General features: G+C 71.5%; 25 protein-coding genes. 8 read left to right on the top strand and 17 right to left on the bottom strand.

What is annotated here, in order from left to right; all coding sequences use genetic code 11:
* Positions 1 to 154 precede the first annotated feature (154 nt).
* Both typA and ACTOQ3_RS18605 read left to right on the top strand, forming a co-directional pair.
* Positions 155 to 2,008 (top strand): translational GTPase TypA, encoded by a 1,854-nt coding sequence (gene typA / locus ACTOQ3_RS18610; protein WP_362693557.1) that lies wholly within the window; start codon positions 155 to 157, stop codon positions 2,006 to 2,008.
* A gap of 387 nt (positions 2,009 to 2,395) precedes the next feature.
* Positions 2,396 to 3,025: a superoxide dismutase family protein gene (locus ACTOQ3_RS18605; protein ID WP_440084630.1), complete on the top strand. Its 630-nt coding sequence runs from the start codon at positions 2,396 to 2,398 to the stop codon at positions 3,023 to 3,025.
* Positions 3,026 to 3,125: 100 nt separating this feature from the next.
* Here the strand turns inward: ACTOQ3_RS18605 and ACTOQ3_RS18600 are convergent, their stop codons facing one another.
* The 4 genes from ACTOQ3_RS18600 to ACTOQ3_RS18585 all read right to left on the bottom strand — a co-directional run bounded on the left by ACTOQ3_RS18600 (position 3,126) and on the right by ACTOQ3_RS18585 (position 5,975).
* Positions 3,126 to 3,578, bottom strand: a complete 453-nt coding sequence (locus ACTOQ3_RS18600) for a hypothetical protein (protein ID WP_440084629.1) — start codon at positions 3,576 to 3,578, stop codon at positions 3,126 to 3,128.
* The gene (locus ACTOQ3_RS18595; RefSeq protein WP_440084628.1) at positions 3,575 to 4,096 is read right to left on the bottom strand and encodes an RNA polymerase sigma factor; all 522 of its coding nucleotides are present in this window, start codon (positions 4,094 to 4,096) and stop codon (positions 3,575 to 3,577) included. The genes ACTOQ3_RS18600 and ACTOQ3_RS18595 overlap by 4 nt, the downstream gene beginning before the upstream one ends.
* Before the next feature lie 162 nt (positions 4,097 to 4,258).
* Positions 4,259 to 5,158 (bottom strand): polysaccharide deacetylase family protein, encoded by a 900-nt coding sequence (locus tag ACTOQ3_RS18590; RefSeq protein WP_440084627.1) that lies wholly within the window; start codon positions 5,156 to 5,158, stop codon positions 4,259 to 4,261.
* A 238-nt stretch (positions 5,159 to 5,396) separates the two neighbouring features.
* The gene (locus ACTOQ3_RS18585; protein WP_440084626.1) at positions 5,397 to 5,975 is read right to left on the bottom strand and encodes a helix-turn-helix domain-containing protein; all 579 of its coding nucleotides are present in this window, start codon (positions 5,973 to 5,975) and stop codon (positions 5,397 to 5,399) included.
* Positions 5,976 to 6,060: 85 nt separating this feature from the next.
* On the opposite strand from ACTOQ3_RS18585, the gene ACTOQ3_RS18580 reads away from it, so the two are divergent.
* Both ACTOQ3_RS18580 and ACTOQ3_RS18575 read left to right on the top strand, forming a co-directional pair.
* On the top strand, positions 6,061 to 6,897 hold the full coding sequence (locus ACTOQ3_RS18580; protein WP_440084625.1) for an EamA family transporter: 837 nt from the start codon (positions 6,061 to 6,063) through the stop codon (positions 6,895 to 6,897).
* A gap of 59 nt (positions 6,898 to 6,956) precedes the next feature.
* Complete coding sequence (locus ACTOQ3_RS18575; RefSeq protein WP_440084624.1) at positions 6,957 to 7,895, top strand: anti-sigma factor RsbA family regulatory protein; 939 nt, start codon at positions 6,957 to 6,959, stop codon at positions 7,893 to 7,895.
* A gap of 173 nt (positions 7,896 to 8,068) precedes the next feature.
* Here the strand turns inward: ACTOQ3_RS18575 and ACTOQ3_RS18570 are convergent, their stop codons facing one another.
* Together ACTOQ3_RS18570 and ACTOQ3_RS18565 are read right to left on the bottom strand one after the other, a co-directional pair.
* Positions 8,069 to 8,665: a sigma-70 family RNA polymerase sigma factor gene (locus ACTOQ3_RS18570; RefSeq protein ID WP_362693591.1), complete on the bottom strand. Its 597-nt coding sequence runs from the start codon at positions 8,663 to 8,665 to the stop codon at positions 8,069 to 8,071.
* Between the two features lie 684 nt (positions 8,666 to 9,349).
* The gene (locus tag ACTOQ3_RS18565) at positions 9,350 to 10,369 is read right to left on the bottom strand and encodes an ABC transporter substrate-binding protein (protein ID WP_440084623.1); all 1,020 of its coding nucleotides are present in this window, start codon (positions 10,367 to 10,369) and stop codon (positions 9,350 to 9,352) included.
* Positions 10,370 to 10,470: 101 nt separating this feature from the next.
* On the opposite strand from ACTOQ3_RS18565, the gene ACTOQ3_RS18560 reads away from it, so the two are divergent.
* From ACTOQ3_RS18560 to ACTOQ3_RS18550, 3 genes are read left to right on the top strand one after another with little or no spacing between them, the layout of a single operon-like run.
* Positions 10,471 to 11,523, top strand: a complete 1,053-nt coding sequence (locus tag ACTOQ3_RS18560) for a FecCD family ABC transporter permease (protein WP_440084622.1) — start codon at positions 10,471 to 10,473, stop codon at positions 11,521 to 11,523.
* A complete protein-coding gene (locus ACTOQ3_RS18555; RefSeq protein ID WP_440084621.1) occupies positions 11,520 to 12,608 on the top strand; it encodes a FecCD family ABC transporter permease in 1,089 nt (362 codons plus the stop codon). Before ACTOQ3_RS18560 ends, ACTOQ3_RS18555 begins: the two co-directional genes overlap by 4 nt.
* A complete protein-coding gene (locus tag ACTOQ3_RS18550) occupies positions 12,605 to 13,402 on the top strand; it encodes an ABC transporter ATP-binding protein (protein WP_440084620.1) in 798 nt (265 codons plus the stop codon). The genes ACTOQ3_RS18555 and ACTOQ3_RS18550 overlap by 4 nt, the downstream gene beginning before the upstream one ends.
* Before the next feature lie 129 nt (positions 13,403 to 13,531).
* On the opposite strand, the gene ftsY is transcribed toward ACTOQ3_RS18550, so the two are convergent.
* On the bottom strand, positions 13,532 to 14,719 hold the full coding sequence (gene ftsY, locus ACTOQ3_RS18545) for a signal recognition particle-docking protein FtsY (RefSeq protein WP_440084619.1): 1,188 nt from the start codon (positions 14,717 to 14,719) through the stop codon (positions 13,532 to 13,534).
* A 298-nt stretch (positions 14,720 to 15,017) separates the two neighbouring features.
* Complete coding sequence (gene smc, locus ACTOQ3_RS18540) at positions 15,018 to 18,704, bottom strand: chromosome segregation protein SMC (protein WP_440084618.1); 3,687 nt, start codon at positions 18,702 to 18,704, stop codon at positions 15,018 to 15,020.
* 174 nt (positions 18,705 to 18,878) lie between these two features.
* Between smc and ACTOQ3_RS18535 the strand changes: the two genes are divergently transcribed.
* Positions 18,879 to 19,682, top strand: coding sequence for an alpha/beta hydrolase-fold protein (locus tag ACTOQ3_RS18535; protein ID WP_440084617.1), 804 nt, complete (start codon positions 18,879 to 18,881; stop codon positions 19,680 to 19,682).
* A gap of 79 nt (positions 19,683 to 19,761) precedes the next feature.
* Here the strand turns inward: ACTOQ3_RS18535 and ACTOQ3_RS18530 are convergent, their stop codons facing one another.
* From ACTOQ3_RS18530 to recG, 9 genes are all read right to left on the bottom strand, one after another.
* Positions 19,762 to 19,956, bottom strand: a complete 195-nt coding sequence (locus ACTOQ3_RS18530; RefSeq protein ID WP_344748163.1) for a hypothetical protein — start codon at positions 19,954 to 19,956, stop codon at positions 19,762 to 19,764.
* 191 nt (positions 19,957 to 20,147) lie between these two features.
* Entirely contained in the window at positions 20,148 to 20,423 is a 276-nt protein-coding gene (locus tag ACTOQ3_RS18525) for an acylphosphatase (RefSeq protein WP_440084616.1), read from the bottom strand.
* Positions 20,420 to 21,286, bottom strand: coding sequence for a bifunctional DNA-formamidopyrimidine glycosylase/DNA-(apurinic or apyrimidinic site) lyase (mutM, locus tag ACTOQ3_RS18520; RefSeq protein ID WP_440084615.1), 867 nt, complete (start codon positions 21,284 to 21,286; stop codon positions 20,420 to 20,422). The genes ACTOQ3_RS18525 and mutM overlap by 4 nt, the downstream gene beginning before the upstream one ends.
* Positions 21,287 to 21,317: 31 nt before the next feature.
* Positions 21,318 to 22,001: a ribonuclease III gene (gene rnc, locus ACTOQ3_RS18515; RefSeq protein WP_329094214.1), complete on the bottom strand. Its 684-nt coding sequence runs from the start codon at positions 21,999 to 22,001 to the stop codon at positions 21,318 to 21,320.
* 264 nt (positions 22,002 to 22,265) lie between these two features.
* Positions 22,266 to 22,445 (bottom strand): 50S ribosomal protein L32, encoded by a 180-nt coding sequence (gene rpmF, locus ACTOQ3_RS18510; RefSeq protein WP_012894381.1) that lies wholly within the window; start codon positions 22,443 to 22,445, stop codon positions 22,266 to 22,268.
* Between the two features lies 1 nt (position 22,446).
* Positions 22,447 to 22,998, bottom strand: a complete 552-nt coding sequence (locus ACTOQ3_RS18505) for a YceD family protein (RefSeq protein WP_440084614.1) — start codon at positions 22,996 to 22,998, stop codon at positions 22,447 to 22,449.
* Positions 22,999 to 23,064: 66 nt separating this feature from the next.
* Positions 23,065 to 23,541 (bottom strand): pantetheine-phosphate adenylyltransferase, encoded by a 477-nt coding sequence (gene coaD, locus ACTOQ3_RS18500; protein ID WP_329085210.1) that lies wholly within the window; start codon positions 23,539 to 23,541, stop codon positions 23,065 to 23,067.
* Between the two features lie 15 nt (positions 23,542 to 23,556).
* Positions 23,557 to 24,180 carry a 16S rRNA (guanine(966)-N(2))-methyltransferase RsmD gene (rsmD, locus tag ACTOQ3_RS18495; RefSeq protein WP_440084613.1) on the bottom strand — a complete coding sequence of 208 codons (624 nt, stop codon included), beginning with the start codon at positions 24,178 to 24,180 and terminating at the stop codon, positions 23,557 to 23,559.
* Between the two features lie 425 nt (positions 24,181 to 24,605).
* Entirely contained in the window at positions 24,606 to 26,777 is a 2,172-nt protein-coding gene (gene recG / locus ACTOQ3_RS18490) for an ATP-dependent DNA helicase RecG (protein WP_440084612.1), read from the bottom strand.
* Positions 26,778 to 26,835: the final 58 nt, after the last annotated feature.

Genomic DNA, 26,835 nt, shown 5'->3' with positions numbered 1-26,835 from the left:
CACGGGCCCCCGCAGGGGGGTCGCGAAGGTGTCCGGAGGGTGAATTGGCGCACTTCATCTGCCGGAGGCGTGAGAGCGATTGTCCGGATCAACTAAAATGGGAAGGCCGCACAGTCCGCGGCCAGCCTCCACGATCACAGAGTGAGACTCCATCATGCCTTTGAACAGCCGCGACGACCTGCGGAACATCGCGATCATCGCGCACGTCGACCACGGCAAGACCACTCTCGTGGATGCCATGCTCTGGCAGTCGGGCGCCTTCCGCGTCAACCAGGACGTGGACGACCGTGTCATGGACTCCAACGACCTCGAACGCGAGAAGGGGATCACCATTCTCGCGAAGAACACCGCCGTCAAGCACGGCGGCATGACGCTCAACATCATCGACACCCCCGGCCACGCCGACTTCGGCGGTGAGGTCGAGCGGGGCCTGTCCATGGTCGACGGTGTCGTGCTGCTGGTCGACGCCTCCGAGGGGCCGCTGCCGCAGACCCGGTTCGTGCTGCGCAAGGCGTTCGCCGCGAAGATGCCGGTCATCCTGTGCATCAACAAGGTCGACCGCCCCGACGCCCGGATCAAGGAGGTCGTGGACGAGGTCTACGAGCTCTTCATCGACCTGGACGCCACCGAGGAGCAGATCGACTTCCCGATCGTCTACGCCTCGGCCAAGGCCGGACGCGCCTCGCTCAACCGTCCCGAGGACGCCGGGATGCCGGACTCCGAGGACCTGGAGCCGCTGTTCGAGGTCATCAAGAACACGATCCCGGCCCCGGTGTACGACCCGACAGCCCCGCTGCAGGCGCACGTCACCAACCTGGACGCCTCGTCCTACCTGGGCCGGATCGCGCTCTGCCGCGTCCACCAGGGCACCATCAAGAAGGGCCAGCAGGTCGCCTGGTGCCGCACCGACGGCAGCATCCAGCGGGTGAAGATCACCGAGCTGCTGATGACCGACGCGCTGGAGCGCAAGCCCGCCGAGGAGGCGGGGCCCGGTGACATCATCGCGATCGCCGGCATCCCGGACATCATGATCGGTGAGACCCTCGCCGACCCCGAGGACCCGCGCCCGCTGCCCCTCATCACGGTCGACGAGCCCGCGATCTCCATGACCGTCGGCACCAACACCTCGCCGCTGGTCGGCAGGGTCAAGGGCTCCAAGGTCACCGCCCGCATGGTCAAGGACCGGCTCGACAAGGAGCTCGTCGGCAACGTGTCGCTGCGCGTCCTGCCGACCGACCGTCCCGACGCGTGGGAGGTGCAGGGCCGTGGCGAGCTGGCGCTGGCCATCCTGGTCGAGCAGATGCGCCGCGAGGGCTACGAGCTGACCGTCGGCAAGCCGCAGGTCGTCACCAAGGTCATCGACGGCAAGGTCCACGAGCCGGTCGAGCGGGTGACCATCGACTGCCCCGAGGAATACCTGGGGGCGATCACCCAGCTGCTCGCCGTCCGCAAGGGCCGCATGGAGCACATGACCAACCACGGCACCGGCTGGATCCGCATGGAGTTCGTGGTCCCGGCCCGCGGCCTGATCGGCTTCCGGACCGAGTTCCTGACCGAGACCCGCGGCACCGGCATCGTGAACCACGTGTTCGAGGACTACGAGCCGTGGTTCGGCGAGCTGCGCACCCGCAACAACGGCTCGCTGGTCGCCGACCGGCCGGGCCCGGTGACCCCGTTCGCCATGCTGAACCTGCAGGAGCGCGGCGTCCTGTTCGTCCAGCCGACCACCGAGGTCTACGAGGGCATGATCGTTGGTGAGAACTCGCGTTCCGACGACATGGACGTGAACATCACCAAGGAGAAGAAGCTCACCAACATGCGCTCCTCGACGAGCGACACGACGGAGACGCTGATCCCGCCGCGCCAGCTCTCGCTGGAGCAGGCGCTGGAGTTCATCCGCGAGGACGAGTGCGTGGAGATCACGCCGGAGAACGTGCGCATCCGCAAGGTCGTCCTCGACGCCTCGACCCGCGCCCGGACCACCGCCCGCGCCAAGCGGACCAACTGACACCCGCGGCACCGCTCCACCCCGTCCCGCCGGGCACACCCGACGGGACGGTCTCGTTCCGTACGCCTTTTCGTCTGTCTCGTTCCGTACGACCTCCGCATCCGTCTGGTTCCGTACGGCCTCCGCGTCCGGCTCGTCCGGTCCGGCCTCGCGCGAGACGGCTTCTTCCGGCACGCCTTCGTACGGCGCGGTTTCGTCCGGTCCGGTTTCGTCCGGCCCGGTCTCTTCGCCCGGTCCGGCCTCGCGCCGGGCGGCCCCGCACGGCACGGTTTTGCCCGGTGAGGCGGCGTGGTGCCCCCGGTACCCGCCCCCACCTGGGGTAGGAACCCTGTACTGGCCGCTTCCCGTCACCGCGGGGAGCCCAGGACTCGTACGGGGGGATCTCTCATGCTTCACAGAACCTGCCTCGCCCTGGCCGTCTCGCTCGGGACGGTGACGGCCGGAGCCGGCACCGTCCCGGCCGCCCAGGCGATATCGCAGATGTCGCATATCTCGGGGATGTCGTCGCCGGCGCCCCAGGCGTCGGCCGAGGCCGTCATCAAGGACACGGCCGGAAGGAACATCGGCTCCCTGCGCATCGACCGGCAGCCGGACGACAAGTCCAGGCTCGCGGTCGCCGTCCGCGGCCTGCGCCCCGGCTACCACGGCTTCCACGTCCACATGAAGGGCGTCTGCGACCCCAGGGCGATCGACCCGGTCACCCGCAGCCCCTTCGCCAGCGCGGGCGCGCACTTCACCATCCCGCCGGTCAAGCACAGCGGGCACTCCGGCGACCTGCCCAACCTCCTCGTCGCCGCCGACGGCACCGGCGAGACGACCGTCGTGACCGATCGCTTCCAGGTGGGGCAGCTCTTCGACGCCGACGGCAGTTCCATCGTCGTCCACGCCCTGCCGGACAACCACTCCAACATCCCCGACCGCTACCGCCACCCCGGCGGCACCGGCCCGGACGCGGAGACCCTCAAGGCCGGAGACTCCGGCGGGCGCGTCGCCTGTGGTGTGATCACCAGGAAGTAGGGGCTTCGACCCCTCGGGGAGCGGCAGGGAGGCGGGACCCCCTCGTCCCGCCTCCGCCGCCCTCAGCCGCCTTGGCCCCCTCAGCCCCCCTCAACCTCCCTCAGCCGCCGAGTTCGCGCTTGCGCCGCAGCAGGGCGGCGCGGTCGGCACGTGCCCTGAGCAGGACGGCCACCGCGAGCACGGCCAGCGTCACGGCGACGACCACCCCCGCCGCACCCGCCCAGGTGCCCCTCGCGGCCGCGACCACGGCCGTCCCCGCCGTCAGCAGGCCCGTCGCCGCCACCGCCAGCCAGGCGGCGATCACCCGGTCCAGGGCGAACAGCGGCGTCCTTCGGGTCAGCGCCCAGACCCCGTAACCGGCCCAGGTCAGGCCGAGCGCGACCAGCGCGCCGAAGGCCAGGTGCGTACGGCCCGGCAGTACGGGCTCGGTGGCCCACAGCAGGCCGATGAACAGCGCCCCGCCCAGGCCGCCGAGCAGTGCCACGACGTTGCCGATCCGGCGGCGCAGCGACAGCGGGCCCGACAGCCTGTCGATCATGTCATCGGGGTTCATGCCTGGTATCCCCTCTCCGTGAGCTGGTCGCGCAGCATGCGCCGCGCGCGGGACAGGCGCGACTTGACCGTGCCGGCGGGGACGGCGCAGATCTGCGCGCAGTCCTCCAGGGAGAGGTCCTGCAGGTAGAACAGCACGAGGACCTCCCGCTCCCTGACCGGTAGCGCCGACAGGCCCGCGAGCAGGCCGGCGCGGTCCACGAGGGTGTCGGCGGGATCGGCGGACACCCGCTCCTCCTCGGCCGGGACCTCGGGCCTGGCGTACTCCTCGCGGAGCCGGTCGGCCACCGCGCGCCTGGCGATCGTGAACAGCCAGGGCGCGAACCTGCCCGGCTCCTTCAGGCGCGGCAGCCCGCGCACCACGGCCACCCAGACCTCCTGGGCCACGTCGTCGGCCCGTGAGGGCCCCAGCATGCGCCGTACGTAGTTCCACACCGGATCGTGCCAGGTCCTCACCAGTTCGGCGAACGCCTCGCGCTCACCGAGCCGGCACCGGACCACCAGCAGTTCGTCAGTCACCCTGACCTCCTCGCCCAGGACAGTCGGGAAACCGGCACGGCAGGTTCACGCCTCTTCCGCCGTTCCTCCCGCCCGTCCTCCGAGCGGGCCCTTCACCGGTCCTCCGGCCGGGCTTTCCGCCAGGTTCTCCGGCCAGGCGCGGGAGCGGGCCCGGCGCGTCCGTCAAGGGCTGCCGTAGTACTTCCTCCCCGGCGCGGGACGCCCACCGTACAGCTCGGAAAGCGTCACGAACCGGTAGCCCCTGGCGGCGAACTCGTCCAGCAGCAGGGGAACGGCCTGGACCGTGGAACGGTGAGTGTCGTGCATCAGCACGATGGAACCCGGCCCGGCCTCGGTCGCGCGCCGGGCGACGACCGAGGGGTCCTGGTCACGCCAGTCGAGCGTGTCGACGTCCCACAGGATCTGGGCGAGCCCCAGCTGGCGGCTCTCGGCGGCGACCCTGGAGTCGGTCAGCCCGTACGGCGGGCGCATGAGGATCATCGTGACCCCGGTCGCCCGCTTGACGAGCCACTGGGTACGGCCCAGTTCCTCCCTGATCGCGGCCTGTGACAGCAGGGGCAGCTGCGGGTGGTCCCAGGTGTGGTTGCCCAGCTCGTGCCCCTCGGCCACCATCCTGCGGAGGGTGCTCTCGCCGTCCCCGAACGCCATGCGCCCGACGACGAAGAAGGTCGCCCTGGCCCGGTACCCGGCGAGGATGTCGAGCAACGGCTCGGTGTAGGCCCCCGGCCCGTCGTCGAAGGTCAGCGCCACGCACCTGATCCGCTCGCAGTCGATCCGGCGCGCCCGGGGGGAGACGGGAAGGTCGTCCCGCGCCCAGTGCGACCGTATCGCGCCGGGTCCGAGCCCGGGGGCGGCGGCAGGGGCGGGGGCGGGCCCCGCGAGGACGGCGGGCGTCACGGTCGCCGGTTCCACCGATCCCACCAGGGCGATCGGGGAGGTGCAGCCCCAGATCGCGAACAGCGACGCCACCGGCACGGCCCACACCCGCCACACCCGCATGCTTCCCCCCGAAAGCGCCGCGGGGACGGCGAGCGGCCCGGCCGGGTCCCCCCGCAAGATCATGACCAGGTATTCCACCAGGATGGGACATCACCGGCCGATTGCCCGTACCGACGCGCCACTTCACGCCACATCCGGCGAGATGCGCGCCCTGGTGGCCATGTCTCATCCGATGCGGCCAGTTAAAGCCTTAAAGCTCCCAAGTCAGGCGGGCGATCAGTGGCGTCTCTCGGGAGCAGGGGGCCGGTGACGTCTCTCGAAGACAGGGGGACGGTCGCGGGTCACACGCCCACCCGGAGCGTCAGGAGCGGTCGGGCGTCTCCCGGGGTTCGGTCACGACCATCATGAACCGCAGCGGCGTGTCCCCCTCGTTGGCGTACCTGTGCGGCCGGTCGGCGCTGAACACGACCGCGTCGCCCGCCTCCGCGATGTGGCTCTTGCCGTACACCGAGAGGGTGAGACACCCCTCGAGGACGGTCAGCATCTCGCGCGTGCCCGGGGGGTGGGCGTCGCCGTCGTGGTGGTCGCCGGGGGCCAGCCGCCAGTCCCACAGCTCCAGGATGGCGGGCGCGTCGGTGCCGACCAGCAGCCGCGCGGTGCTGGACTTCCCGTGCGGGAAGGTGACGACGTCGGCACCGCTGACCACCCGCACCACGGGCGTGTCGGAGACCTCCACCATCCGCGCGACGGTCACCCCGAGCGCGTCGGCGATGCGGGTGAGCGTGCTGATGCTCGGGTTCGTCCTGCCCTGCTCGACCTGGACGAGCATGCCCCGGCTCACTCCCGAGCGCGCGGCGAGCTCGTCGAGGGTCATCTGCCGGTGCGCCCGCTGCGCCCGCACGTTGTTGGCGACCGCGGCGGTGATCGTCTCTGGATCCATGAGTTCAGTCTAGTGAACTTGTTTTGCACTCCATTGCACTTCATATATTGTCCTACCAGTGCAGTCTATTGAACCGAGGTGGAACGTGACGGCTGTGGTGCTGGCGACCGCCTGCGCGCTGGTGTACGGCACCGCGGACTTCCTCGGCGGTCTGGCCACCCGCCGGTCGCGGGTGCTCGCGGTGGTGGTCCTCTCCCAGGGCGCCGGGCTGGCCGTGATCGTCGCGCTGCTGCCGTTCCTGCCGGAGAGACCCACGCCCGCGGCCCTCGCCTGGGGCGCGGTCTCCGGGCTCTGCGGCACGGCGGGGATCGTGCTGTTCTACCGGGCGCTGGCCACCGGCGTGATGTCGGTGGTCGCGCCGATCACCGCGACCGTCTCGGCGGCACTGCCCGTGCTGTTCGGGCTGGCCGTCGGGGAGCGCCCCGAGCCGGTCGCGCTGGGCGGGGTCGTCCTCGCACTGCTGGCGGTCCTGCTGGTGAGCCGCGGTTCCTCGGACAGGAAGGCCAGCCGGGGGTACGGCCCGATCCTGACCTCGCTCGCCGCCGGCGCGGGTTTCGGCGGCTTCTTCGTCATCATCGCCCAGGCTCCGGTGGACGGCGGCATGTGGCCGCTGCTCGGAGCGCGCCTGACCTCGGTCGCCCTCATCGCCCTGCTGGCCCTGGCCACCGGCCGGGCCCTGCGCCCCGGGCCCGGCACGCTGCGCGTCATCTTCGCGGCCGGGGCGCTCGACATGGCCGCCAACGTGCTCTTCGTGCTCGCCCAGCAGCGCGGCATGCTCAGCCTCGTCGCCGTCCTGGTCTCGCTCTATCCGGCGAGCACCCTGCTGCTCGCCCGTCACTTCCTGGGAGAACGGCTCAACACGGTGCAGGTGGTGGGAATCGGCTTCACTCTCGCCGCGGTCGCGCTGATCGCGTCCGGTTGACACGATGTCGCGAACTGACTCTGTTGTGTTGGGGGCGGACGCTTGTTACGGTCATCCCCGTGCAGCCCGATCGGGCGTTCCTCGACTCCGGCGGGCCGTTCGCGCACACGGCTGTCGCGTACGGTTCCGATTCCGGCTTCCTGCGACTCGTCCAGCCCCTGATCGCCGGTGCCCTCCGCGAGGGCCGGCGGATCCTGGTCGTCGCGGGCGAGCGCGGGCTCGACCTGATCGGTGACGCCTTCGGCGCGGACGCCCGCCTCATCGACCGCCGCCTCGCCGGGACGTGGTACGCCCACCCGACGCGGACCCTCGCCGCCTTCCACGACTACATCCGGCAGCGGGAACGGCCGCTGGTCCTCGGGGAGCCGGTGTGGTCGGGCTGGACCGAGCGGCAGGCCCGCGAGTGGATCCGCTACGAGTCGGTGCTCAACGCCGCCTTCGCCGGGATCCCGGTCAGCCTGTGGTGCCTGTACGACGAGGCGCTGGCGCTCGACCACGTCCTGCACACCCACCCCACGGAGCTGAGCGGCGCCGGCCTGCGGCGGAGCGACCGCTACGTCTCCCCGGAGCGGTTCGCGCTGCCGGGAGACGACCTCCCCCTCCCCGACCCGCCCCCGTCCGCGGTGGTCACCGACTTCACCCTGGAGGAGCTGGGACGGCTGCGCGCGCTCGTCACCGACCACGCACACCGGGTGGGCATGAGGCGCGACCTGGTCGCCTCGCTCGTGCTGAGCGTCTCGGAGATGGCGGCCAACAGCGTGGAGCACGGGGCGGGACACGGCCGGGCGGCCATCTGGGCGGCCGGCGGCGAGATCGTGTGCGAGATCGCCGACTCCGGCGGTGGCGACCTGGACGTCCCGCTGCCCGGCTACCTCCCGCCCGAGCCCGGGTCGCCGCGCGGGTACGGGCTCTGGATCAGCCGCCAGCTCTGCGACCTGGTGCAGGTGCGCGGCGTGGACGGCGAGCTGAGGGTCAGGCTCCACATGACGCTGGAGTGACCGTCCCCCGCCGGACGGGAAGGCCGCCGCTCGCGCGTACGGCCGCGTGAAGCCGTCCCCGCCGGCGGGCGGACCCCGGGTGCGCGTACGGCCCGTACCCGAAGCGGGCACGGGCCGTACGCGAAGCCGGAAAGACGGGGGAAGGAGACGGAAGGCGGGAGAGGGAGAGGGGGTCAGGCGGCCTGGACCTCCTCGGACACACGGAGGCCGCCCTCCTCGCGGGCGTAGTCCTCGAGCATGGTGCGGAGCTGGCGCCGGCCCCGGTGGAGGCGGGACATGACCGTGCCGATGGGGGTGCCCATCCGCTCGGCGATCTCCTTGTAGGCGAAGCCCTCGACGTCCGCCAGGTAGACGGCGACCCGGAAGTCCTCGGGCAGGGCACGCAGGGCGTTCATGACCGCACTGTCGGGCAGCTGCTCCAGCGCCTCGGTCTCGGCGGACTTGAGACCGCTGGACATGTGGGACTCGGCGGCGGCGAGCTGCCAGTCCTCGATCTCCTCGGTGGCCGAGAGCTTGGGCGAGCGCTGCTTCTTGCGGTAGTCGTTGATGAAGTTGTTGGTCAGGATGCGGTGCAGCCACGCCTTGAGGTTGGTGCCCTCACGGAACTGGTGATACGAGGTGAAGGCCTTGGTGACGGTCTCCTGGACCAGGTCCTCGGCGTCGGCGGTGTTGCGGGTCAGACGCATCGCGGACGCGTAAAGCTGGCTGGTGACCGGCACGACGTCACGCTCGAACCAGTCCTGGCGCTGCTCTTCCGTCATCGTGATCATTGGACCCCCCTCGTGCTCTTCCCCCCACTACCGCCCGGCAAAGGTACGACGCACCCTTTCTGACGGCGTACTTGATGCTCGCAGGCACCTTGTAAGGGGGCCGTTAAAAGCTCTATGTGGTCAGGGGACTGATCTGTGGCTGTGCCAACGGCGGGTGCGACACGCTCTACAGCCGGACAAGTCTCAGTATCGTAACATCGTTCCCCGGATTCGGTAGAAGGTGTGTCCATCATCACATATGCCCAGGTAGGGGCACCTTTGGGGTTGGGAAAAACGTCGATCACCACCCCACCGAAACCCGCCGCCGAATGGCCGAAGCCAGCCGCCAGGTCGGGGCCCGCGCCCTGAGAAACTCCGACACCCATCTCCACGTCTCCCCGCTTCCCACATGTTGGGGACTTAATCTCCTTCCCAAGAGACGGGCCGGCACCCCCCTGTGGTTCACCCGGACGCCATCGCCCGGTCTCCTTCCCCCCACCGCCCGGTAGACGGCTCTCCACACCTTCTCCACGGCTTCTCCACGGCTTCCCCATGTCCGGCCGGACGGCTGGAGCGGCTCGCGATCGTCCGGCCTCTCGACGGCGCGGCCGCGACAAGCGACGCTTGCCGCGGCTCGCGGACCCACCGGCGATCACGCGCCGGGCAGAGGTACGGGCAGAGGGTGCCGGGCGGATCGGGCGGAGGTCAGGCGGCCTTCGCCGGGTCGACCTCGAAGAACTTCGCCAGGTCGTCGAGAATGGCGTGCGCTCCCTGGATGCCGACGGCGGTCATCCAGGTGGTGTCGTTGACGTCGTGCTTGACGCCCTTGAGCCTGCCCCACAGCGGGTTGGCCTCGAACTTCTCCTTGCCCGAGTCGACCGCCGGGTCCTCGTAGGCCGAGACGAAGATGTGCTCGGCGTCCAGCTGGGAGATGTTCTCCTGGCTGATCGGGACCATGACGGTGTCGGTCACGGTCGGCTGGTCCTCGGGGCGCGGGAAACCGACGTCCTTCAGCACCAGGCCCGAGTAGGAGTTCTCCACGTACAGGCGGACGGTCGGCTCGCCCGCGAAACGGGCGACGGAGACGGTGGGCAGCTCGCCGTCCTTGGCCTTGATGGACTCGCCGATCTTGGCGGCGCGGTCCTGGTACTCCTTGAGCTTCCGCTCGGCGAGGTCCTCCTTGCCCAGGGCCTCGCCCACGAGCTTGAGGTTGTCCTTCCAGATGGCCCCGGTGGTCTCGCTGAAGACCGTCGGCGCGATCTGCGACAGCTTGTCGTACAGCGCCTCGTGGCGGATCTTGGCGGAGACGATCAGGTCGGGCTTGAGCGCGACGATCCGCTCCAGGCTCGGCTGCTCCAGGGTCCCGACCGACGTGGCCTCCTTGGCGTGGCCGAGGACCGGGGTCAGATACTCGGGAAGCTCGTCCTTCAGCGTCCGGTAACTGGTGAAGCCCACGACGTCGGTCTCCAGGGTCAGCACCGCGTCGACGAAGCTCTGGTCGAGGGCCACGACCCGCTTGGGCTGGGCCGGGATCTCGGTCTCTCCCATGACGTGCTTCACCGTCCGGGGGAACGCCGCAGCGTCGCTCACCGCGGGAGCCGCGGACGCGCCCGCGGTGCCGGAGGTCTCCCCGGCGGTGCCGGAGGTGCTCGAACCGCAGGCGGCGAGGCCGCCGGACAGCACCACTCCCGCCACCCCGAGGGCCAGGGCGCGCAACGCTCTCATCTTCATGAATCCTTCCATCAAATTAAGGACAACCTTATTTAGCTTAGCTATACCTAAGCTGACATACTTACCCCGGGTCCGGCGAGAAAAGAGGAGGTCAGGTGATCAACGCGGTGGTCGTCTCGCGGCCCGCCCCCGGCGCGGGTCTCAGAAAGACCCACCGGCGCCGCCTTTTCGTCCTGGCCGGATTGCTCGCCGTCCTCGTGGCGGCGGTCGCGCTGAGCCTCGCGTTCGGCGCCAAACCGGTCCCTCCCGGCGACGTCTGGCACGCGCTCACCGGCCCCACCGGCACCGAGAACGACGTCGTCGTCCGATCGCTGCGGATCCCCAGGACCGCCATCGGCGTCATGGCCGGGATCGCCCTCGGCGTCGCGGGCGCCCTCATGCAGGGCCACACCCGCAACCCGCTGGCCGACCCGGGCCTGCTCGGCGTCACCCAGGGGGCGGCGTTCGCGATGGTCCTCAGCATCATCGTCCTGGGCGTCACCACCCCGTACGGCTACATCTGGTTCGGTCTCACCGGGGCCCTCCTCGCCAGCGCGGGGGTGTTCGCCCTCGGCATGGCCGGCGGCAGGGGCGGCCCCACCCCGGTGACCCTGGCCCTCGCGGGCACCGCGGTCAGCGCGTTCCTGTACGGGCTCACCTCGGCTCTGGTCCTCCTGGACGAGCAGGCCATGGACGTCTTCCGCTTCTGGCAGTCGGGCTCCATCGCGGCCAGGGGCGCGGACGTGGCCTGGCAGGTGCTCCCCTTCATCGCCGCCGGCCTGGTCCTGGCCCTGGTCAACGCGCCCGGCCTGAACGCGCTGTCCCTCGGCGAGGACGTCGCCCGCGCGCTCGGCCAGAACATCACCCTGACCCGCACCGTCGGCATCGCCGCCATCACCCTGCTCAGCGGCGCCTCCGTGGCGGCCTGCGGCGCGCTGGCCTTCATCGGCCTGGTCGTGCCGCACCTGACCCGGCCGCTCTCGGGCCCCGACCACCGCTGGCTGCTGCCGTACTCGGGCCTGGCGGGCGCCGCCGCCCTGCTCCTCGCCGACGTCATCGGCCGCGTGGTGGCCTTCCCGGGTGAGCTGGAGGTGGGCGTGGTCCTCGCCCTCGTCGGAGCGCCGTTCTTCATCATTCTGGTACGACGCAGGAAGCCGGTGCGGCTGTGACCATCTCCACCGCTCCCTCGTCAAGACCGTCCGCCGAAAGGCGGGCGCTGCGTGTCGGCCCCGCCTCCTGGCCGCTCCGGCCTCGCTCCACCGTCGCGGCGCTGGTCCTGCTGGCCACCACGGCGCTGTTCATGGCGCTCAACATGCGGCTCGGCGACATCCCGATGAGTGTCCTCGACGTCCTGCGCGCGGTCACCGGCGACGGGCCCGACCATTTCGTGATCATGGAGCTCCGGCTCCCCCGCGCGCTGACCGGCGCCCTCGTCGGCGCGGCGCTCGCCCTGGCCGGGGCGATCACCCAGGCCATCGCCCGCAACCCGCTGGCCAGCCCCGACATCCTGGGCGTCACCACCGGCGCCAGCGTGACCGTGGTCGCGGTCATCGTGGCGGCGGGAAACACCTGGGGCGGCACCAGCGGCGCCCTCGCCGAGGTGGGCGTCCCCCTGGTGGCCCTGCTGGGCGGCCTGGCCGGCGCGCTCGCCGTCTACCTGCTGGCCTGGCGCAACGGCCTGGACGGCTACCGGCTGGTCCTGGTCGGCATCGGCGTCTCGGCCGTCTGCACCAACCTCAAGTACTGGCTGCTGACCGTCGGCGACGTCAACGACAGCAGCCGGGCCCTGGTCTGGATCAGCGGCTCGCTGCACGGCCGGGGCTGGGAGCACGTGGTTCCGGTCGCGGTCGCGCTCGCCGTCCTCGTCCCGGCGACACTGCTCGGCACCCGCTCGCTGGGCGTGCTGCGCTTCGGCGACGACACCGTGACCGGCCTGGGCGTACGGATGAACCTCGCCAGGGGTGTGCTCATCCTCGCGGCCGTGCTGCTCGCGGCGACGGCGACCGCCTCGGCCGGGCCGATCACGTTCGTCGCCCTGGCCGCCCCGCAGATCGCGCTGCGCCTGGCGGGAGTGGCACAGCCGCCGCTGGTCGTCTCGGCCCTCGCGGGCGCGGCCCTCACCACCGGCGCCGACCTGGTCTCCCGGACCGCGTTCACCCCGATCGAGCTGCCGGTGGGCGTGGTCACCGCGGTCCTCGGCGCCCCGTACCTGATCTATCTCCTCATCCGCGTACGCAGAGAGGCCCGCCAGTGAGACTGCAAGCCGTCGACGTCAGCCTGGGGTACGGGGACCGCGTGGTCGTCGACGGTCTCGACCTCGGGATCGAGGCCGGGACGGTGACCACGATCATCGGGCCGAACGGGTGCGGCAAGTCCACTCTGCTGCGCGCCCTGGGACGGCTGCTCAAGCCGTCGGGCGGCGAGGTGCTGCTCGACGGCAAGCGCATCGACAGGATGCCCTCCAAGGAGGTCGCCAAGGTCCTGGGCGTGCTGCCGCAGGCGCCGTCGGCGCCCGAGGGCCTGACCGTCGCCGACCTGGTCGCCAGGGGACGGCACCCGCACCAGACCTGGTACCGCCAGTGGTCCTCCGACGACGAGTCCGCGGTCGGCGAGGCCCTGGCCATGACCGGCCTGCTCGACCTGGGCGACCGCCCGCTGGACGAGCTGTCCGGCGGGCAACGGCAGCGGGCGTGGATCTCCATGGCCCTCGCCCAGGGCACCGACCTGCTGCTCCTCGACGAGCCGACGACCTTCCTCGACCTGGCCCACCAGATCGAGGTGCTGGAGCTGGTGCGCAGGCTCCACGGGGAGCTGGACCGCACCGTGGTGATGGTCCTGCACGACCTCAACCTCGCCGCCCGCTACGCCGACCGTCTGGTGGCCATGCGGGACGGCAAGGTCGTCGCCGCGGGTCCTCCGGCCGAGGTGCTCACCGAGGCCCTGCTGGCGGAGGTCTTCGAACTGGACGCGAAGGTCATCGAGGATCCGGTGGCCGGTACCCCGCTGGTCATCCCCATCGGCACCCTGTCCCAGCAGCCCTCGCGCTGACCCGTCGCGCATCCGTCCGGGCGGCACCCGTCCGAGGGCGCCCGCCGGGGCGGGACCCACCCGTACCGCCCGCGCGTCCGCCCGCGACGCCCCGAGCCGATGGCGGGACGGGGCGGGCGACGCGGGGACTCAGTCTCCGAGGAGCGCGTCCACGAAGACCTCGGGGTCGAACGGCGCCAGGTCGTCGGGTCCCTCACCGAGACCCACCAGCTTGACCGGGACGCCCAGCTCGCGCTGGACGGAGATGATGATGCCGCCCTTGGCGGTGCCGTCGAGCTTGGTCAGGGCGATACCGGTGATGTTGACGACCTCGGCGAACACCTGGGCCTGGCGCATCCCGTTCTGGCCCGTGGTGGCGTCGAGGACGAGCAGGACCTCGTCGACCGTGGCCTTCTTCTCGATGACACGCTTGACCTTGCCGAGCTCGTCCATCAGACCGGTCTTGGTGTGCAGCCGCCCCGCGGTGTCGACGATCACCACGTCGGCCTTCTCCCTGATGCCCTCGGCCACGGCGTCGAAGGCCACCGAGGCGGGGTCGCCGCCCTCGGGGCCGCGTACGACCGCGGCCCCGACACGGTCTCCCCAGGTCTGCAGCTGGTCGGCGGCGGCGGCGCGGAAGGTGTCGGCGGCGCCCAGCACGACCTTGCCGCCGTCACCGATGAGGACACGTGCCAGCTTGCCGGTGGTGGTGGTCTTGCCGGTGCCGTTGACGCCGACCACGAGGACCACCGCGGGACGCTCGCCGTGCGGCGTGACGTGCAGCGTACGGTCCATGTCGGCGCCGATCTGGACGAGCAGCTGCTCCCTGAGCAGGGCGCGCGCCTCCTCGGGCGTCCGGCTGCCCAGCACCTTCACCCGGGTGCGCAGCTCCTCGACCATCGCCCTGGTCGGCGTCACGCCGACGTCGGCGGTGATCAGGGTCTCCTCGATCTCGTCCCAGGCGTCGTCGTCCAGACGGTCGCGGGAGAGCAGCTCCAGGAGCCCCTTGCCCAGCGTGCTCTGTGACCGGGCCAGGCGGGCGCGGAGCCGCACCATCCGTCCGGCGGACGGCGGCGGAACCTCGATCACCGGAGCGACGACGGTGACCTCCGGCTCCACCGGCTTGGCCGGCGGCGGCACGGTGGTCGTCGACGCGTCGTCGTCCACGACCGTGCCCCGGCCCGGGGCCTGCGCCTCCTTCGGGATCGACGGCGCCTGTGGCGGTTCGACCCGCGGCGGCGCGGTCTTGCCCCCCGACCTGAACAGCAGGAGCATGCCGCCCGCCGCCAACAGGGCGATGACAACGATGATCGCGATTATGCCGAGATAGGCTTCCACAAGAGCACAGTTTTCCAGACGCCCCGGGATGCTCCGACACCCCGGTGCTCCGGACCGGCTCGCGGTCTTTCACCAGCGGTCACCGTTCGGCCTCGCGAACCCGCGCTCCCCTTCGACCTCGCGACCTCACGAACCCGCGCTCCGCCGAAGAGCCCCTTTCCCTTTCGACCTCGCGAACCCGCGCTCCCCGGAGAACCGCTCCCCTCCGATCCCGCGAACTCCCGCTCCCCGACGATCCGCCTCCCCCCGAAAGCGGCGCGGATCCCGAACCCCCGGGGTCCCCGGCCCCCTCGACGGCTCAGACGGACTCGTGTTCCCTCAGGCGCTGGCTGATGACCTGGGTGACGCCGTCCCCGCGCATCGACACGCCGTACAGGGCGTCGGCGATCTCCATGGTGCGCTTCTGGTGGGTGATGATGATGATCTGCGAGGTCTGCCGGAGCTCCTCGAAGAGCGTGAGCAGGCGCTGGGTGTTGGTGTCGTCCAGCGCGGCCTCGACCTCGTCCATCACGTAGAACGGCGAGGGGCGCGCCTTGAAGATGGACACGAGGAACGCCACCGCGGTCAGCGACCGCTCGCCGCCCGACAGCAGCGACAGGCGCTTGACCTTCTTGCCCGGCGGCCGGGCCTCGACCTCGACGCCGGTGGTCAGCATGTTCTCCGGGTCGGTGAGCAGCAGCCTGCCCTCGCCGCCGGGGAACACCCGGGTGAAGATCGTCTCGAACTCGCGGGCCACGTCCGCGAAGGCGGCGCCGAAGACCTGCTCGACCCGGTCGTCGACCTCCTTGACCACCAGCAGCAGGTCACGGCGGGTCTTCTTGAGGTCCTCCAGCTGCGAGGTGAGGAACGAGTGCCGCTCCTCGAGCGCCGCGAACTCCTCGAGCGCGAGCGGGTTGACCTTGCCGAGCTGGGCCATCTGGCGGTCGGCCGCCCTGGCCCGCTTGAGCTGCTCGTCACGGTCGTAGGGGACGGGGTCTCCGTCGGCCGTCGGGATCGGCTCGCCGGGGCCGTACTCGGCGATGAGGGTGTCGGCCTCGACGCCGTACTCCTCCACCGCCCGGCCCTCCAGCTGCTCCAACCGGAGCCGCTGCTCGGTACGGGCCACCTCGCTGCCGTGCGCCCGGTTGACCAGCTTGTCCAGCTCGCCGGAGAGTTCCCGGACACGGATCCTGACGGCCTTGAGAGAGGCGTCGATCTGCCCGCGCGCCCGGTCGGCCTCGTCGCGCTCGCCGGCGGCGGCCCCCAGGGAGGTCTCCAGCGCGCGCAGCGCCAGCTCGGCGCCCTGGACGACCGCCTGGGCCGTCCGGGCCTGCCTGCGCCGCCACTCGCGGCGCTCGGCCGCCCTGGAACGCTCCTCGCGCTCGCGCTCGGCGGCGCGCGTCAACTCGTCGGCCCGGCCCTCGATGCCCCTGACCCGCTCCTCCGCCGTCCGCACGGCGAGGCGGACCTCCATCTCGTCCTGTCTGGCCGCCGCGCAGATCTCGGCGAGCTCGTCGCGAAGATCGGTGGTGGGCTCGGTCTCCAGCTCCTCGGAGCCGACGGCCGCGGCGAGCCGCTCCTCCAGCTCGGCGAGACCGGCCGCGTCGCGGTCGCGCGCCTCCTCGGCGGCCCGTACGCCCCTGGCCAGGCGCTCACACTCGTCGCGGGCCGCCTTGGCGGCGGCGCCCAGCCGGGCGAGCCGCTTGGCCACCGCGGCGACCTGCTGGTCGGCGTCACGCTGCCTCGCCCTGACCCGGTCCAGGGCGGCCTGTGCCGCGTTGACCCCGGCCTGCGCGTTCTGCACGCCCGTCTGGGCCTCGGCGACCCGCGCCTGGGCGGACTCGACCGCGAGCTGCGCCTCCGCCTCGGCCTCGGCGGTCTCCTCCAGCTCCGTTCCCGCCAGCTCGGCGGCGATCCTGGCCTCGGCCAGATCCGCGGCGGCCTCGTCGAGGGCGGCCCGCATCTGGAGCGCGGAGGTGCCGCCCGCCGAACCTCCCCCGGCGGTGTGGGTGCCCAGAAGGTCGCCGGACCGGGTGACGGCCCGCAGCGCGGGGCGCTGCTCGACCGCCTTCCTCGCGGTCGCGAGATCGTCCACGACCAGCACGTTCGCGAGCAGATGGGTGGCGGCGGCCCGCAGCTCGGCGGAGACCGTGACCAGGTCGATCGCCCACTCGGCTCCGGCCAGCGGCACCGGGCCCGGAGAGCCCGCCCCCGCCTCGGCCGAGGCGATGACGAGGGTGGCGTGGCCGCCGTCGTGGCCCCTGAGGAACTCGATCGCGTCGGCGGCGCTCTGCAGCGACTCCACGGCGACGGCCTCCGCGGCGGCCCCGAGCACGGCCGCGACGGCCACCTCGGCACCGGGCCGCACGGACAGCATGGTCGCCACCGGGCCGAGCACCCCGGCCAGGTCGGCGGCGAGCAGCGCGGCGGCGCCGGCGGCACCACCGGCCAGGCCCATCTCCAGCGCCTCGAACCTGGCCTCGAGGGCGGCCACCTGACGCTGCGCCTGCTGGTCGGTCTTGCGGGCGGCGGCGAGGGCGGCCCTGGCGGAGCCGAGCGCGGAGTTCGGGCCCGCGACGGCCGCCTTGGCCTCCTCGACCCCGGCCCTGGCCAGCTCGACGGACTCCCGGGCCTGCTCGACCGTCTCCAGGGCGATCTCCAGCTCCTCGGCGAGGGCGGGGTCGGCGGACGGCTCGGCACGCTCCTGGCCGTCGTGTTCGGCCTGGGCCTCCTCGGCGCGCTGCTCGGCCTCCTCCAGCGAACGCCGCAGCCTGCCGATCTCCTCCTCGGCGGCCCCCGCCCGGCTGCGCGCGGCGCCGACCTGGCCCCTCAGCCTGGCCAGGCCCTCGCGCCGGTCCGCGGCGGCCCTCGCCTCCGCGGCCAGCCTCCGCTCCTCGGCGGCGAGCGCGGCCTCGGTCTCGGCGCGCCGGGCCACCGCTCCGGCGAGCGACTCCCGCTCCCCCTCGAGCAGCTCGGCCAGGACCCGCTCCTGCTCTCGGACCTCCTCGGCCTCGCGCTCGAAGTCCTCGGGGTCGCGCCCGCGCCGCTCCACGGCGGTGTCGGTGGCGTTCCGGTGCCGCTCGGCGGCGAGCCCGGCCAGACCCCTGAGGCGCTCGCGGAGGGAGGAGAGGCGGAAGAACGCCTCCTGGGCGGCGGCCAGGCGCGGCTGGGCCTCGGCCTCGGCGGCCTCCAACTCGGACTCGGCGACCTGGCCCTGCTCCAGCTCGACCTCCACCGCGGCGCGGCGGGTGAGGACGGCGGCCTCGTCGGCCATCTCCCGTTCCAGGGTGGTCCGCAGGGTGAGCACGTCGTCGGCGAGCAGCCGGAGCCTGGCGTCGCGCAGGTCGGCCTGGATGACGGCGGCCTTGCGGGCGATCTCGGCCTGGCGGCCCAACGGCTTGAGCTGGCGGCGCAGCTCGGTGGTGAGGTCCTGGACCCGGGTCATGTTGGCCTGCATGGCGTCGAGCTTCCGCAGCGCCTTCTCCTTGCGCTTGCGGTGCTTCAGGACGCCCGCGGCCTCCTCGATGAACGCCCTGCGCTCCTCGGGCCCCGCGTGCAGCACCTGGTCGAGCTGGCCCTGCCCGACGATGACGTGCATCTCGCGGCCGATGCCGGAGTCGGACAGCAGCTCCTGGATGTCGAGCAGGCGGCAGATGTCACCGTTGATGGCGTACTCGCTCTGGCCCGCCCGGAACATCAGGCGGCTGATCGTCACCTCGGTGTAGTCGATCGGGAGCATGCCGTCGGTGTTGTCGATGGTCAGCGTGACCTCGGCGCGTCCCAGCGGGGCCCGCGAGGAGGTGCCGGCGAAGATGACGTCCTCCATCTTGCCGCCGCGCAGCGACTTGGCGCTGTGCTCGCCCATCACCCAGGCCAGGGCGTCGACCACGTTGGACTTGCCGGATCCGTTGGGGCCGACGACGGCGGTGATGCCCGGTTCGAACCGGAGCGTGGTGGCGGAGGCGAAGGATTTGAACCCGCGCAGGGTAAGGGTCTTGAGATACAACGAAACCCCCCATTCGCGGCGCGGCCGCGCCGGCCGGCGTGTCGCACGCCGTGTCCCGGGCGCCGGTGAACGCGTCTTGCCTTGTCAGCCCACGGTCAGCCCACGGCTTCGGTCACGCGGGAAGACTACCGTTCTTCACCCGCGCCCGCCCGCGCACCGCCTATGGTGCCCTGCATGGACGCGGAACGCGGTGGGGGCGAGGCTCCATCACACCCATCGGGCGGCAGGGGTCACCTCAGGCGGCGCGCCTTCCTCGTGGGCGGCGGGCTCGCCGCGCTCGGCCTCGGTGGCGCCGCCCTGGCGGCCGGGCCGGAGGGCTTCCGGGACGCGTACGCCCAGATCGTCTGCGGCGCGGTCCCCGAGCCTCCGGTGACCTCGCCTGGAACGCTCCAGCGGAGCCGGGTCGACCGGCGGCGCGTGATCGTCGGGCTGCCGCCGGGGGCGGGGGACGGGCTCCCCGTGGTGATCATGCTTCACGGCGCCGCCGGTGACGCGCGCACGCCGTTCGACGTCTACGCGATCGACCGCTATCTGGCCGCGGGAGGCGGGCGCTTCGCCCTGGCCTCCATCGACGACTGGCCCTCCGCCGACATCCCGGGCACGCTGCTGCCGTACCTGAACACGAACGGGATGGACACCGCGAAGATCGGGCTGATGGGCTGGTCCGCCGGGGGCGCCGGGGCACTGAGGCTCGCCGCGGAGCTGGGCCCCGAGCAGGTGGGGGCGGTCGTCGCGGCGTCGCCCACGGTGAGCGCGGCCCAGGCGCCGCTGCGCGAGCTCGTGGACATCCCGGTCTGGCTGGGGTGCGGCGAGCGGGACGCGTGGGCCAGGCAGACCCAGACCATGCTGAAGGGGCTGAAGGCCCTGGGCGCCACGGCCGAAGGAGGGATTACCGAAGGGTGCCAGGACACGGCCTACCGCCGCAGGGTGTTACCCGAGCAGCTGGCCTTCCTGGCACGGCATATAGGACGCACGTGACGGTTGTGACGTGCGTAGCGATATGACAAGGGACGCCCCTACGAGGCGTCCCTGGACAGTGTGTTCCGCCCCGGCCCCGTTAGGTGAGGGCCGGCTCACGATCCTGCAGACGGTTGAACTCCTCGTCGCGGGTGCCGGCCGCGAGTTCGTCGTTCTGGGCCTGGAGCCGGGTGAGCTCTCCCTCGAGATCACGGATGCGCTGCTGGAGGCGACGCATTTCCGAGACCATACGAGGGTCGGGACCGCCGACGTGGCCGAGTAGAGCCTTCGCCATAGTAAAGGGTCCTCCACGCTGAGTGACCAGACTGGTTCGCGCACTTCTTTACCGCGGGAGGGGTGCGCGTGGTTCTTTATCAAGAGTCGCACCGGTGAGGGAGACGGTCAAGTTGAACGCTCCGGGTGGATGCACCAGCAGGCACTCTCGACGGTCAACTATACCTTATTTTGGGCGGTTTAGGGAAGCGGTCAGCGCTCGACAAAACCCTGGAGGCCGTCTTTGGTCTCGCTCCAGCGTTCGACGACCCCGTCGACCCGTCCGGGCGTGCTCCCGCCCCTGAGCAGGTCGAGCAGCATCGCGCACGACTTCTCGGGGCCCTGCGCGACCACCTCCACCCGGCCGTCGCCGGTGTTGCGCGCCCAGCCGGTCAGGCCGAGTTCGAGCGCCCTGGCCCGCGTCCACCAGCGGAAACCCACGCCCTGCACGTGTCCCCTGACCCAGGCCGTCAGCCGTACGTCCGTCATGCCACGTCCCTTCTCGGCCTGGGCTGGCAGCGGGGGCAGCTGTAGGAGGAACGGTTCATGAACGACTCGCGGACGATCGGGGTGCCGCACCGGGGGCAGGGCTCGTCGCGCCGGCCGTAAACCGCGAGGGAACGGTCGAAGTAACCGCTCTCGCCATTGACATTCACGTAAAGACTGTCGAAGGATGTGCCGCCCTCGGACAGGGCGGCGGACATCACCTCCCGGGCCGCGGCCAGCAGCTCGACCACCTTCGGCCGGGTCAGCGTCGCGGTGGGGCGGGCGCCGTGCAGCCCGGCCCGCCAGAGGGCCTCGTCGGCGTAGATGTTGCCGACACCGCTGATCAGCGACTGGTCCAGGAGCGCCCGCTTGACCTCGGTCTGGCGGGCGCGCAGCCGGTGGGCGAAGCCGTCGTCGTCGAAGTTCTTCTCGAACGGGTCGGCGGCGATGTGCGCGATCGGCTCGGGCACCGCGCGGCCACCGGCCTGTGTCATGCCGGTCACCAGCACGTGGCCGAAGGTCCGCTGGTCGACGAAGCGCAGCTCGGGACCGCCGTCGGTGAAGCCGATCCGGACCCGCAGGTGCCTCTCCGGCGCCGAGTCCGGCTCCACGACCAGCAGCTGGCCGCTCATCCCGAGGTGCGCCAGGATCGCGTCGGAGCCGCCCAGGGGCAGCCAGAGGTATTTGCCCCTGCGCTCGGCGGGACCGACCGTGCGGCCCTCCATGCGGGCGGAGAACTCCACGGCGCCGGGGACGTGCCGCCTGATCGCCCTCGGGTGGAGCACCTCGGCGCGGGCGACGACCCGGCCGGAGACCCACCGCTCCAGGCCGCGGCGTACCACCTCGACCTCCGGCAACTCGGGCATGCGTCCCTCCTCGGGCGACTCGGCCGGCCGGTCAGCTGGCCTCGCGCCTCTCGCGGTCCTCGCGGATGCGGTTCCAGGCGGCCTCGGCGGCCTGCTGCTCGGCCTCCTTCTTCGAGCGTCCGGACCCCGAGCCGTACGCCTCGCCGCCGACGCGGACGACCGCGGTGAAGGACTTGGCGTGGTCGGGGCCGCTCTCCTCGACATGGTATTCGGGCACGCCGAGCGACTCGGACGCGGTGAGCTCCTGCAGGGAGGTCTTCCAGTCGAGTCCGGCGCCGAGCGAGGCGGACCGGGTGATGAGCGGGTCGAAGAGCAGGTGGACGACGCGGAACGCCTCGTCCAGGCCCCTGTTGACGTAGACCGCGCCGATGAGCGCCTCGAGGGTGTCGGCGAGGATCGAGGACTTGTCGCGACCCCCCGTACCCTCCTCGCCCCGGCCGAGCCGCAGGAAGCGGCCCAGGCCCAGCGAGCGGGCCACGTCGGCGAGGGCGCGCATGTTAACCACCGCGGCCCTGAGCTTGGCCAGCTGCCCCTCGGGCAGGTCCGGGTGGTTGCGGTAGAGGGTGTCGGTGACGACCAGGCCGAGCACCGAGTCGCCGAGGAACTCCAGGCGCTCGTTGGTCGGCAGGCCGCCGTTCTCGTACGCGTAGGAGCGGTGCGTCAGCGCCCGCTCCAGGATGGCGACGTCAAGGCGCACCAGAAGGAGGCGCTCCAGCTCTTCCTTGACGAACTCGACGGCGACAGGCTTGACGCTCGTACCCACGGCTTCTCCTCGCACGTTCTCTCAGCGAATGCGCGATGGCGAAGGAAGGAACGAGAGATGCCCGAAGATGTGGTGGGCGCCGGGAGGGCACGCGTTCTACCGCGAACCCCGGCGTCCACCACAGCCGCGGGCGGACCGCCATCGCAGGGGGTGCAGACGGTGACGCCGACCGGGGCCCGTGGAGGACCCGGCCGGCATCCGTCGGTCAGAATGCGATCAGGCGGAGGGCTCGATCACCTGACGGCGGTTGTAAGTGCCGCAGGTCGGACACGCCACGTGCGGACGCTTCGGCGAGCGGCACTGGGGGCAGCTCACGAGCGAAACCGCGGCGGCCTTCCACTGCGACCTGCGGGAGCGAGTATTGCTCCGCGACATCTTGCGCTTGGGGACAGCCACGTCAGCTCTCCTGATCGTTGTTATGTTCCGGAATCAGACCTTGCAGCTTCGCCCAGCGGGCGTCGACAACCTCGTGGCCGTGGTCAGGCTCGGCATCGGCCAGCCTGACCCCGCACTCCACGCAGAGCCCGGTGCAGTCTTCGCTGCAAACCGGGCTCAACGGCAGTGTGAGCACCACCGCGTCGCGAAACACGGGTTCGAGGTCGAGAAGCTCACCGTCGAGAAGCGAGTCACTCTCGGCAGCATCCTCTGCCGAGTAGAAGAACAGCTCCTGGAAGTCCACCTCGGTTCGTGAGATGACCGGTTCCAGGCAGCGTGCGCACTCCCCCCGCAGCGGGGCTTGCGCAGTGCCCGTGACGAGCACACCCTCCATGACCGCCTCAAGCCGGATGTCCAGCTCGACGTCGGCGTCCTTGGGGACGCCGATCATGTCGACGCCGATGTCCGCCGGTGCCGGGAGAACGAGATTCATCCTGCGCATCGACCCTGGTCGCCGCCCCAGGTCATGGGTCGAGATCACCCATGGGGCTCGGGGGTCAAGGTGCTGAGTCATTCCGCTCTCATTAGGCATGGCGCATCATCGCCGTCGTGCAAGGCCGAAATAAGAGAATAGCAGGGCCTAGCCCCTGAGCCGTTCGACCAGGAGTTCCTGCACAAGATCAGGTACCAGCCCGGCCACGTTCCCGCCGTACTTGACGATCTCCTTGATCCGGCTGGACGACAGGAAGGAGACCTCGGGGCCGGTGGCCATGAACAGGGTCTCCACCCCGGACATCCGGTAGTTGAGCTGCGCCATCTGGAGCTCGTAGTCGAAGTCGCTGACCGCGCGCAGGCCCTTCACGATGGCGGGGATCTCCTGCTGCCTGCAGTAGTCGACCAGGAGGCCGTGGAACTTGTCCACGCGGACGTTCCCGTACTCCTTGGTGACCGTCTGGAGCGTCTGGATGCGCTCCTCCACCGTGAACAGGCTCTTCTTCTCGATATTGATCAGTACGGCCACGACGACCTCGTCGTACTGCCGGGAAGCCCGGCCGATGATGTCCAGATGACCGTTCGTGACGGGATCGAACGATCCCGGACAGACAACGCGACGCAAGGTGGACCCCCTGCTCTAAGGATTCCCGGAGGCGCGACCGTACCAAACGGACGCTTCGCCGTAACGACGGACCCTCTCCTCTTCGTACCCAGAGGGCCAGACCAGATCCTTCCCCCTGCTCTCCCGCTCCACGGCGACCAGCGCGTCCTCGGCCAGCCAGCCCCGGTCGCGCAGCAGCCCGAGCACCGTCTCCACCTCCTCGGCGCCCAGCGCGTACGGCGGGTCGGCGAGGACGAGGTCGTACGGCCTCCCCGCGCTCCCTGCGCTCTCGACGCTCTCGGTGCCCTGGGCGTTTCCGGCGCCCCCGGGACCTCTGGCCAGCAGCCGCTCCACCCTGTCGGCGGCGACCTCCGCCCCCGGAAGGCCCAGCGAGGCGACGTTCTGCCTGATCGTCCGGATCGCCCTGGCGTCCGACTCCACGAGAAGCGCGTGGCCGGCACCCCGGGAGAGCGCCTCGAGCCCGAGCGCCCCGGAACCCGCGTAGAGGTCGAGCACCCGGCACCCTTCCAGCGGGCCGATCAGCGACCCCACGGTGGAGAAGATCCCCTCCCTGGCCCGGTCGCTGGTGGGGCGTGTCCCCCGTCCCGGCGGCACGGCCAGCCGCCGCCCTCCTGCGCTTCCCGCGATGACTCGGCTCACCCGGCCATCCTCTCAGTGCCGTTTCGGTGCCGGTCCCGCCGCCGTCCACGCTCCCGTCCCGAGGGCGCCGTGCGCAGCACCGGCGTGTCGCGACGCATCACATAACCGCAGGTCAAAAGGGTCCTGGTAGGTGATCTAGGTCAAGAGTGGGCAAGGAGTGGCGACGAAAGCGTAAGGGTCGTTCCGTCCGGTGCCGGTCCCTTGCATGATGATTCCTGCGGCCTCCAAGTGACCCAGGGGGAGGCCGACCGGCGTGATCGTGAGCCCTTCCGCACGCCGGTGCTCTCGGCACCTGACCCGGGAGTGGGCCCAAGCGGGGACGGCATTCGGGGGGAGGCCGTCCCCGCAGTTGGGCACCGGGATCGAGATCCCCGCCGAGCACCGCGGACAGGCGGTCCGGCCGGGCACTCCACGGCCTCGTTCCCTCAGGTCTTCTCCAGGTACTCGGCGCGCTCGTCCGCGAGAAGCCTGTCGATCTCCGCACGGAGCACGGGATGCCCCGCCAGCTCGGGGTCGGCCTCCAGCATGGCCTCGGCGTCCAGGCGCGCGGCGTGGATGACGTCCTCGTCGCGAAGGAGCCTGAGCATCTTCAGTGACGATCTGCGCCCCGACTGGGCCACACCGAGCACATCACCCTCCCTGCGCTGCTCCAGGTCGACACGGGACAGCTCGAAGCCGTCCAGGGTGGCCGCCACGGCGTCGAGCCGCGCCCTCGCCGGCGTGCCCCCCGGGGAGTCGGTCACCAGCAGGCACAGTCCGGGCAGCCCGCCGCGCCCGACCCGGCCACGGAGCTGGTGGAGCTGGGAGACGCCGAACCGGTCGGCGTCCATGATGACCATGACCGAGGAGTTGGGGACGTCGACGCCGACCTCGATGACCGTGGTCGCCACCAGCACGTCGATCTCTCCCCGGGTGAAGGCCTTCATCACCGCCTCCTTCTCCTCCGGCGGGAGCTTGCCGTGGAGCACCTCCGTACGGAGCCCGTGCAGCGGCCCCTTCGCGAGCGTCTCGGCCACGTCGAGCACCGCCAGCGGCGGCCTGCGCTCGTCGTCGGCCTTCGACATGTCGCCCTCGTCGCCCTCCAGGTCACCGATGCGCGGGCACACCACGTAGGCCTGGCGGCCCAGCTCGATCTCCTCGCGCAGCCGCGTCCAGGCCCGGTCGAGGAAGTGCGGCTTCTCCGCGGCGGGGACCACGTGCGTGGTGATCGGGGCACGGCCCGAGGGCAGCTGGGAGAGCGTGGAGACCGTGAGGTCGCCGAAGACCGTCATGGCGACGGTGCGGGGGATGGGCGTGGCGGTCATGACGAGCACGTGCGGACGACCGCCCCCGGCCTTCTCGCGGAGCGCGTCGCGCTGCTCGACGCCGAACCGGTGCTGCTCGTCGACCACGACCAGGCCGAGGTCGGCGAACTGGACGCGTTCCTGCAGGACAGCGTGGGTGCCGACGACGATGCCCGCCGCGCCCGAGGCCGCGTCGAGCATGGCCGAGCGGCGGGCCGCGGCGCCCAGCGAGCCGGTCAGCAGGGCGACCGCGGTGCCGCCGAACATGCCGCCGGCGGCCAGGTCCCCGAGCATGGCCGAGATCGACCGGTGGTGCTGCTGGGCGAGCACCTCGGTGGGTGCCAGCAGCACGGCCTGCCCCCCGGCGTCGACCACCTGGAGCATCGCCCGCAGCGCGACGACGGTCTTGCCCGCGCCGACCTCGCCTTGGAGCAGCCGGTGCATGGGGTGGGGCAGCGCCAGGTCCGCCGCGATCTCCTCGCCCACGTCGCGCTGGCCCTCGGTGAGCTCGAACGGCAGCCGCCCGTCGAAGTCGGCGAGCAGCCCGCCGGAGATCGCGGGCCGGGGCGTGGCGGGCCAGGAGGCCGCGGCCATCCGGCGCTGCAGCAGCACCGCCTGGAGCAGGAACGCCTCATCGAACCTGAGCCGCTTGCGCGCCCTGGCCACGTCGGCGTGGTCGCGCGGGCGGTGGATCGCCAGCAGCGCCTCCGACAGGCCGGGAAGCCGGTGGCGGGCGCGCAGCTCCGCGGGGAGGGAGTCGTCGAGCTCGCCCATCGTGTCGAGGACGACGCCCAGCGCCCTGCGGATCGCCCAGGGCGTCACGTCCTTGCCCGCCGGGTAGATCGGCACGAGCGCGGCGGCGAACTCCTCGGCGCCCGTCTCGCTCTCCTCGATCATCTCGAACTCGGGGTGGGAGAGCTGCCACTTGCGTTTCTCGCCCTGGCCGAAGGCGCCGACCTTCCCGGCGAACATGCCGCGCCTGCCCGGCTTCAGCCGCGTCTCCGCGATGTGGGACGTCTTCCCGAAGAACGACAGGTAGATCTTGCTGCCCCGGGCGTCGACGACCTCGACCTCCAGCCAGGTGCCGCCCTTGTTGCGCATCGGCCTGCGCATCGCCCTGGTGACCTCGCCCACCACGGTGACGTGGTCGTCGACCCGCAGGTCGTCGAGATCGGTCAGCTCGCCCCGCTCGGCGTAGCGCCGCGGGTAGTGCCGCAGCAGGTCGCCGACGGTGCGCAGGTCGAGAACGCTCTCCAGCAGCTTGGCCGTCTTGGGGTCAAGCGCCTTCGCCAGCGGCTCGTCGAAGCTCGTCACCCCCGTTTTCTACCGTGCCCAGGCGACAGAATTCACCCACCGCGGCTCACCCGGCCGT

Source organism: Streptosporangium sp. LJ11, from assembly GCF_051918945.1.
Lineage (GTDB): Bacteria > Actinomycetota > Actinomycetes > Streptosporangiales > Streptosporangiaceae > Streptosporangium.
Note: the sequence above shows the minus strand (reverse complement) of the source record. Positions and strands in the feature narration are given on the sequence as shown.

Coding starts and splice junctions, on each gene's coding strand:
- ACTOQ3_RS18570 (WP_362693591.1), bottom strand. CDS start 8,665: ATGATCACGATGACGGAAGAGCAGCGCCAGGACTGGTTCGAGCGTGAC.
- ACTOQ3_RS18590 (WP_440084627.1), bottom strand. CDS start 5,158: ATGATCTTGCGGGGGGACCCGGCCGGGCCGCTCGCCGTCCCCGCGGCG.
- ACTOQ3_RS18565 (WP_440084623.1), bottom strand. CDS start 10,369: ATGAGAGCGTTGCGCGCCCTGGCCCTCGGGGTGGCGGGAGTGGTGCTG.
- ACTOQ3_RS18605 (WP_440084630.1), top strand. CDS start 2,396: ATGCTTCACAGAACCTGCCTCGCCCTGGCCGTCTCGCTCGGGACGGTG.
- typA (WP_362693557.1), top strand. CDS start 155: ATGCCTTTGAACAGCCGCGACGACCTGCGGAACATCGCGATCATCGCG.
- ACTOQ3_RS18525 (WP_440084616.1), bottom strand. CDS start 20,423: ATGACGGACGTACGGCTGACGGCCTGGGTCAGGGGACACGTGCAGGGC.
- ACTOQ3_RS18585 (WP_440084626.1), bottom strand. CDS start 5,975: ATGGATCCAGAGACGATCACCGCCGCGGTCGCCAACAACGTGCGGGCG.
- ACTOQ3_RS18530 (WP_344748163.1), bottom strand. CDS start 19,956: ATGGCGAAGGCTCTACTCGGCCACGTCGGCGGTCCCGACCCTCGTATG.
- ACTOQ3_RS18505 (WP_440084614.1), bottom strand. CDS start 22,998: ATGACTCAGCACCTTGACCCCCGAGCCCCATGGGTGATCTCGACCCAT.
- ACTOQ3_RS18535 (WP_440084617.1), top strand. CDS start 18,879: ATGGACGCGGAACGCGGTGGGGGCGAGGCTCCATCACACCCATCGGGC.
- mutM (WP_440084615.1), bottom strand. CDS start 21,286: ATGCCCGAGTTGCCGGAGGTCGAGGTGGTACGCCGCGGCCTGGAGCGG.
- ACTOQ3_RS18600 (WP_440084629.1), bottom strand. CDS start 3,578: ATGAACCCCGATGACATGATCGACAGGCTGTCGGGCCCGCTGTCGCTG.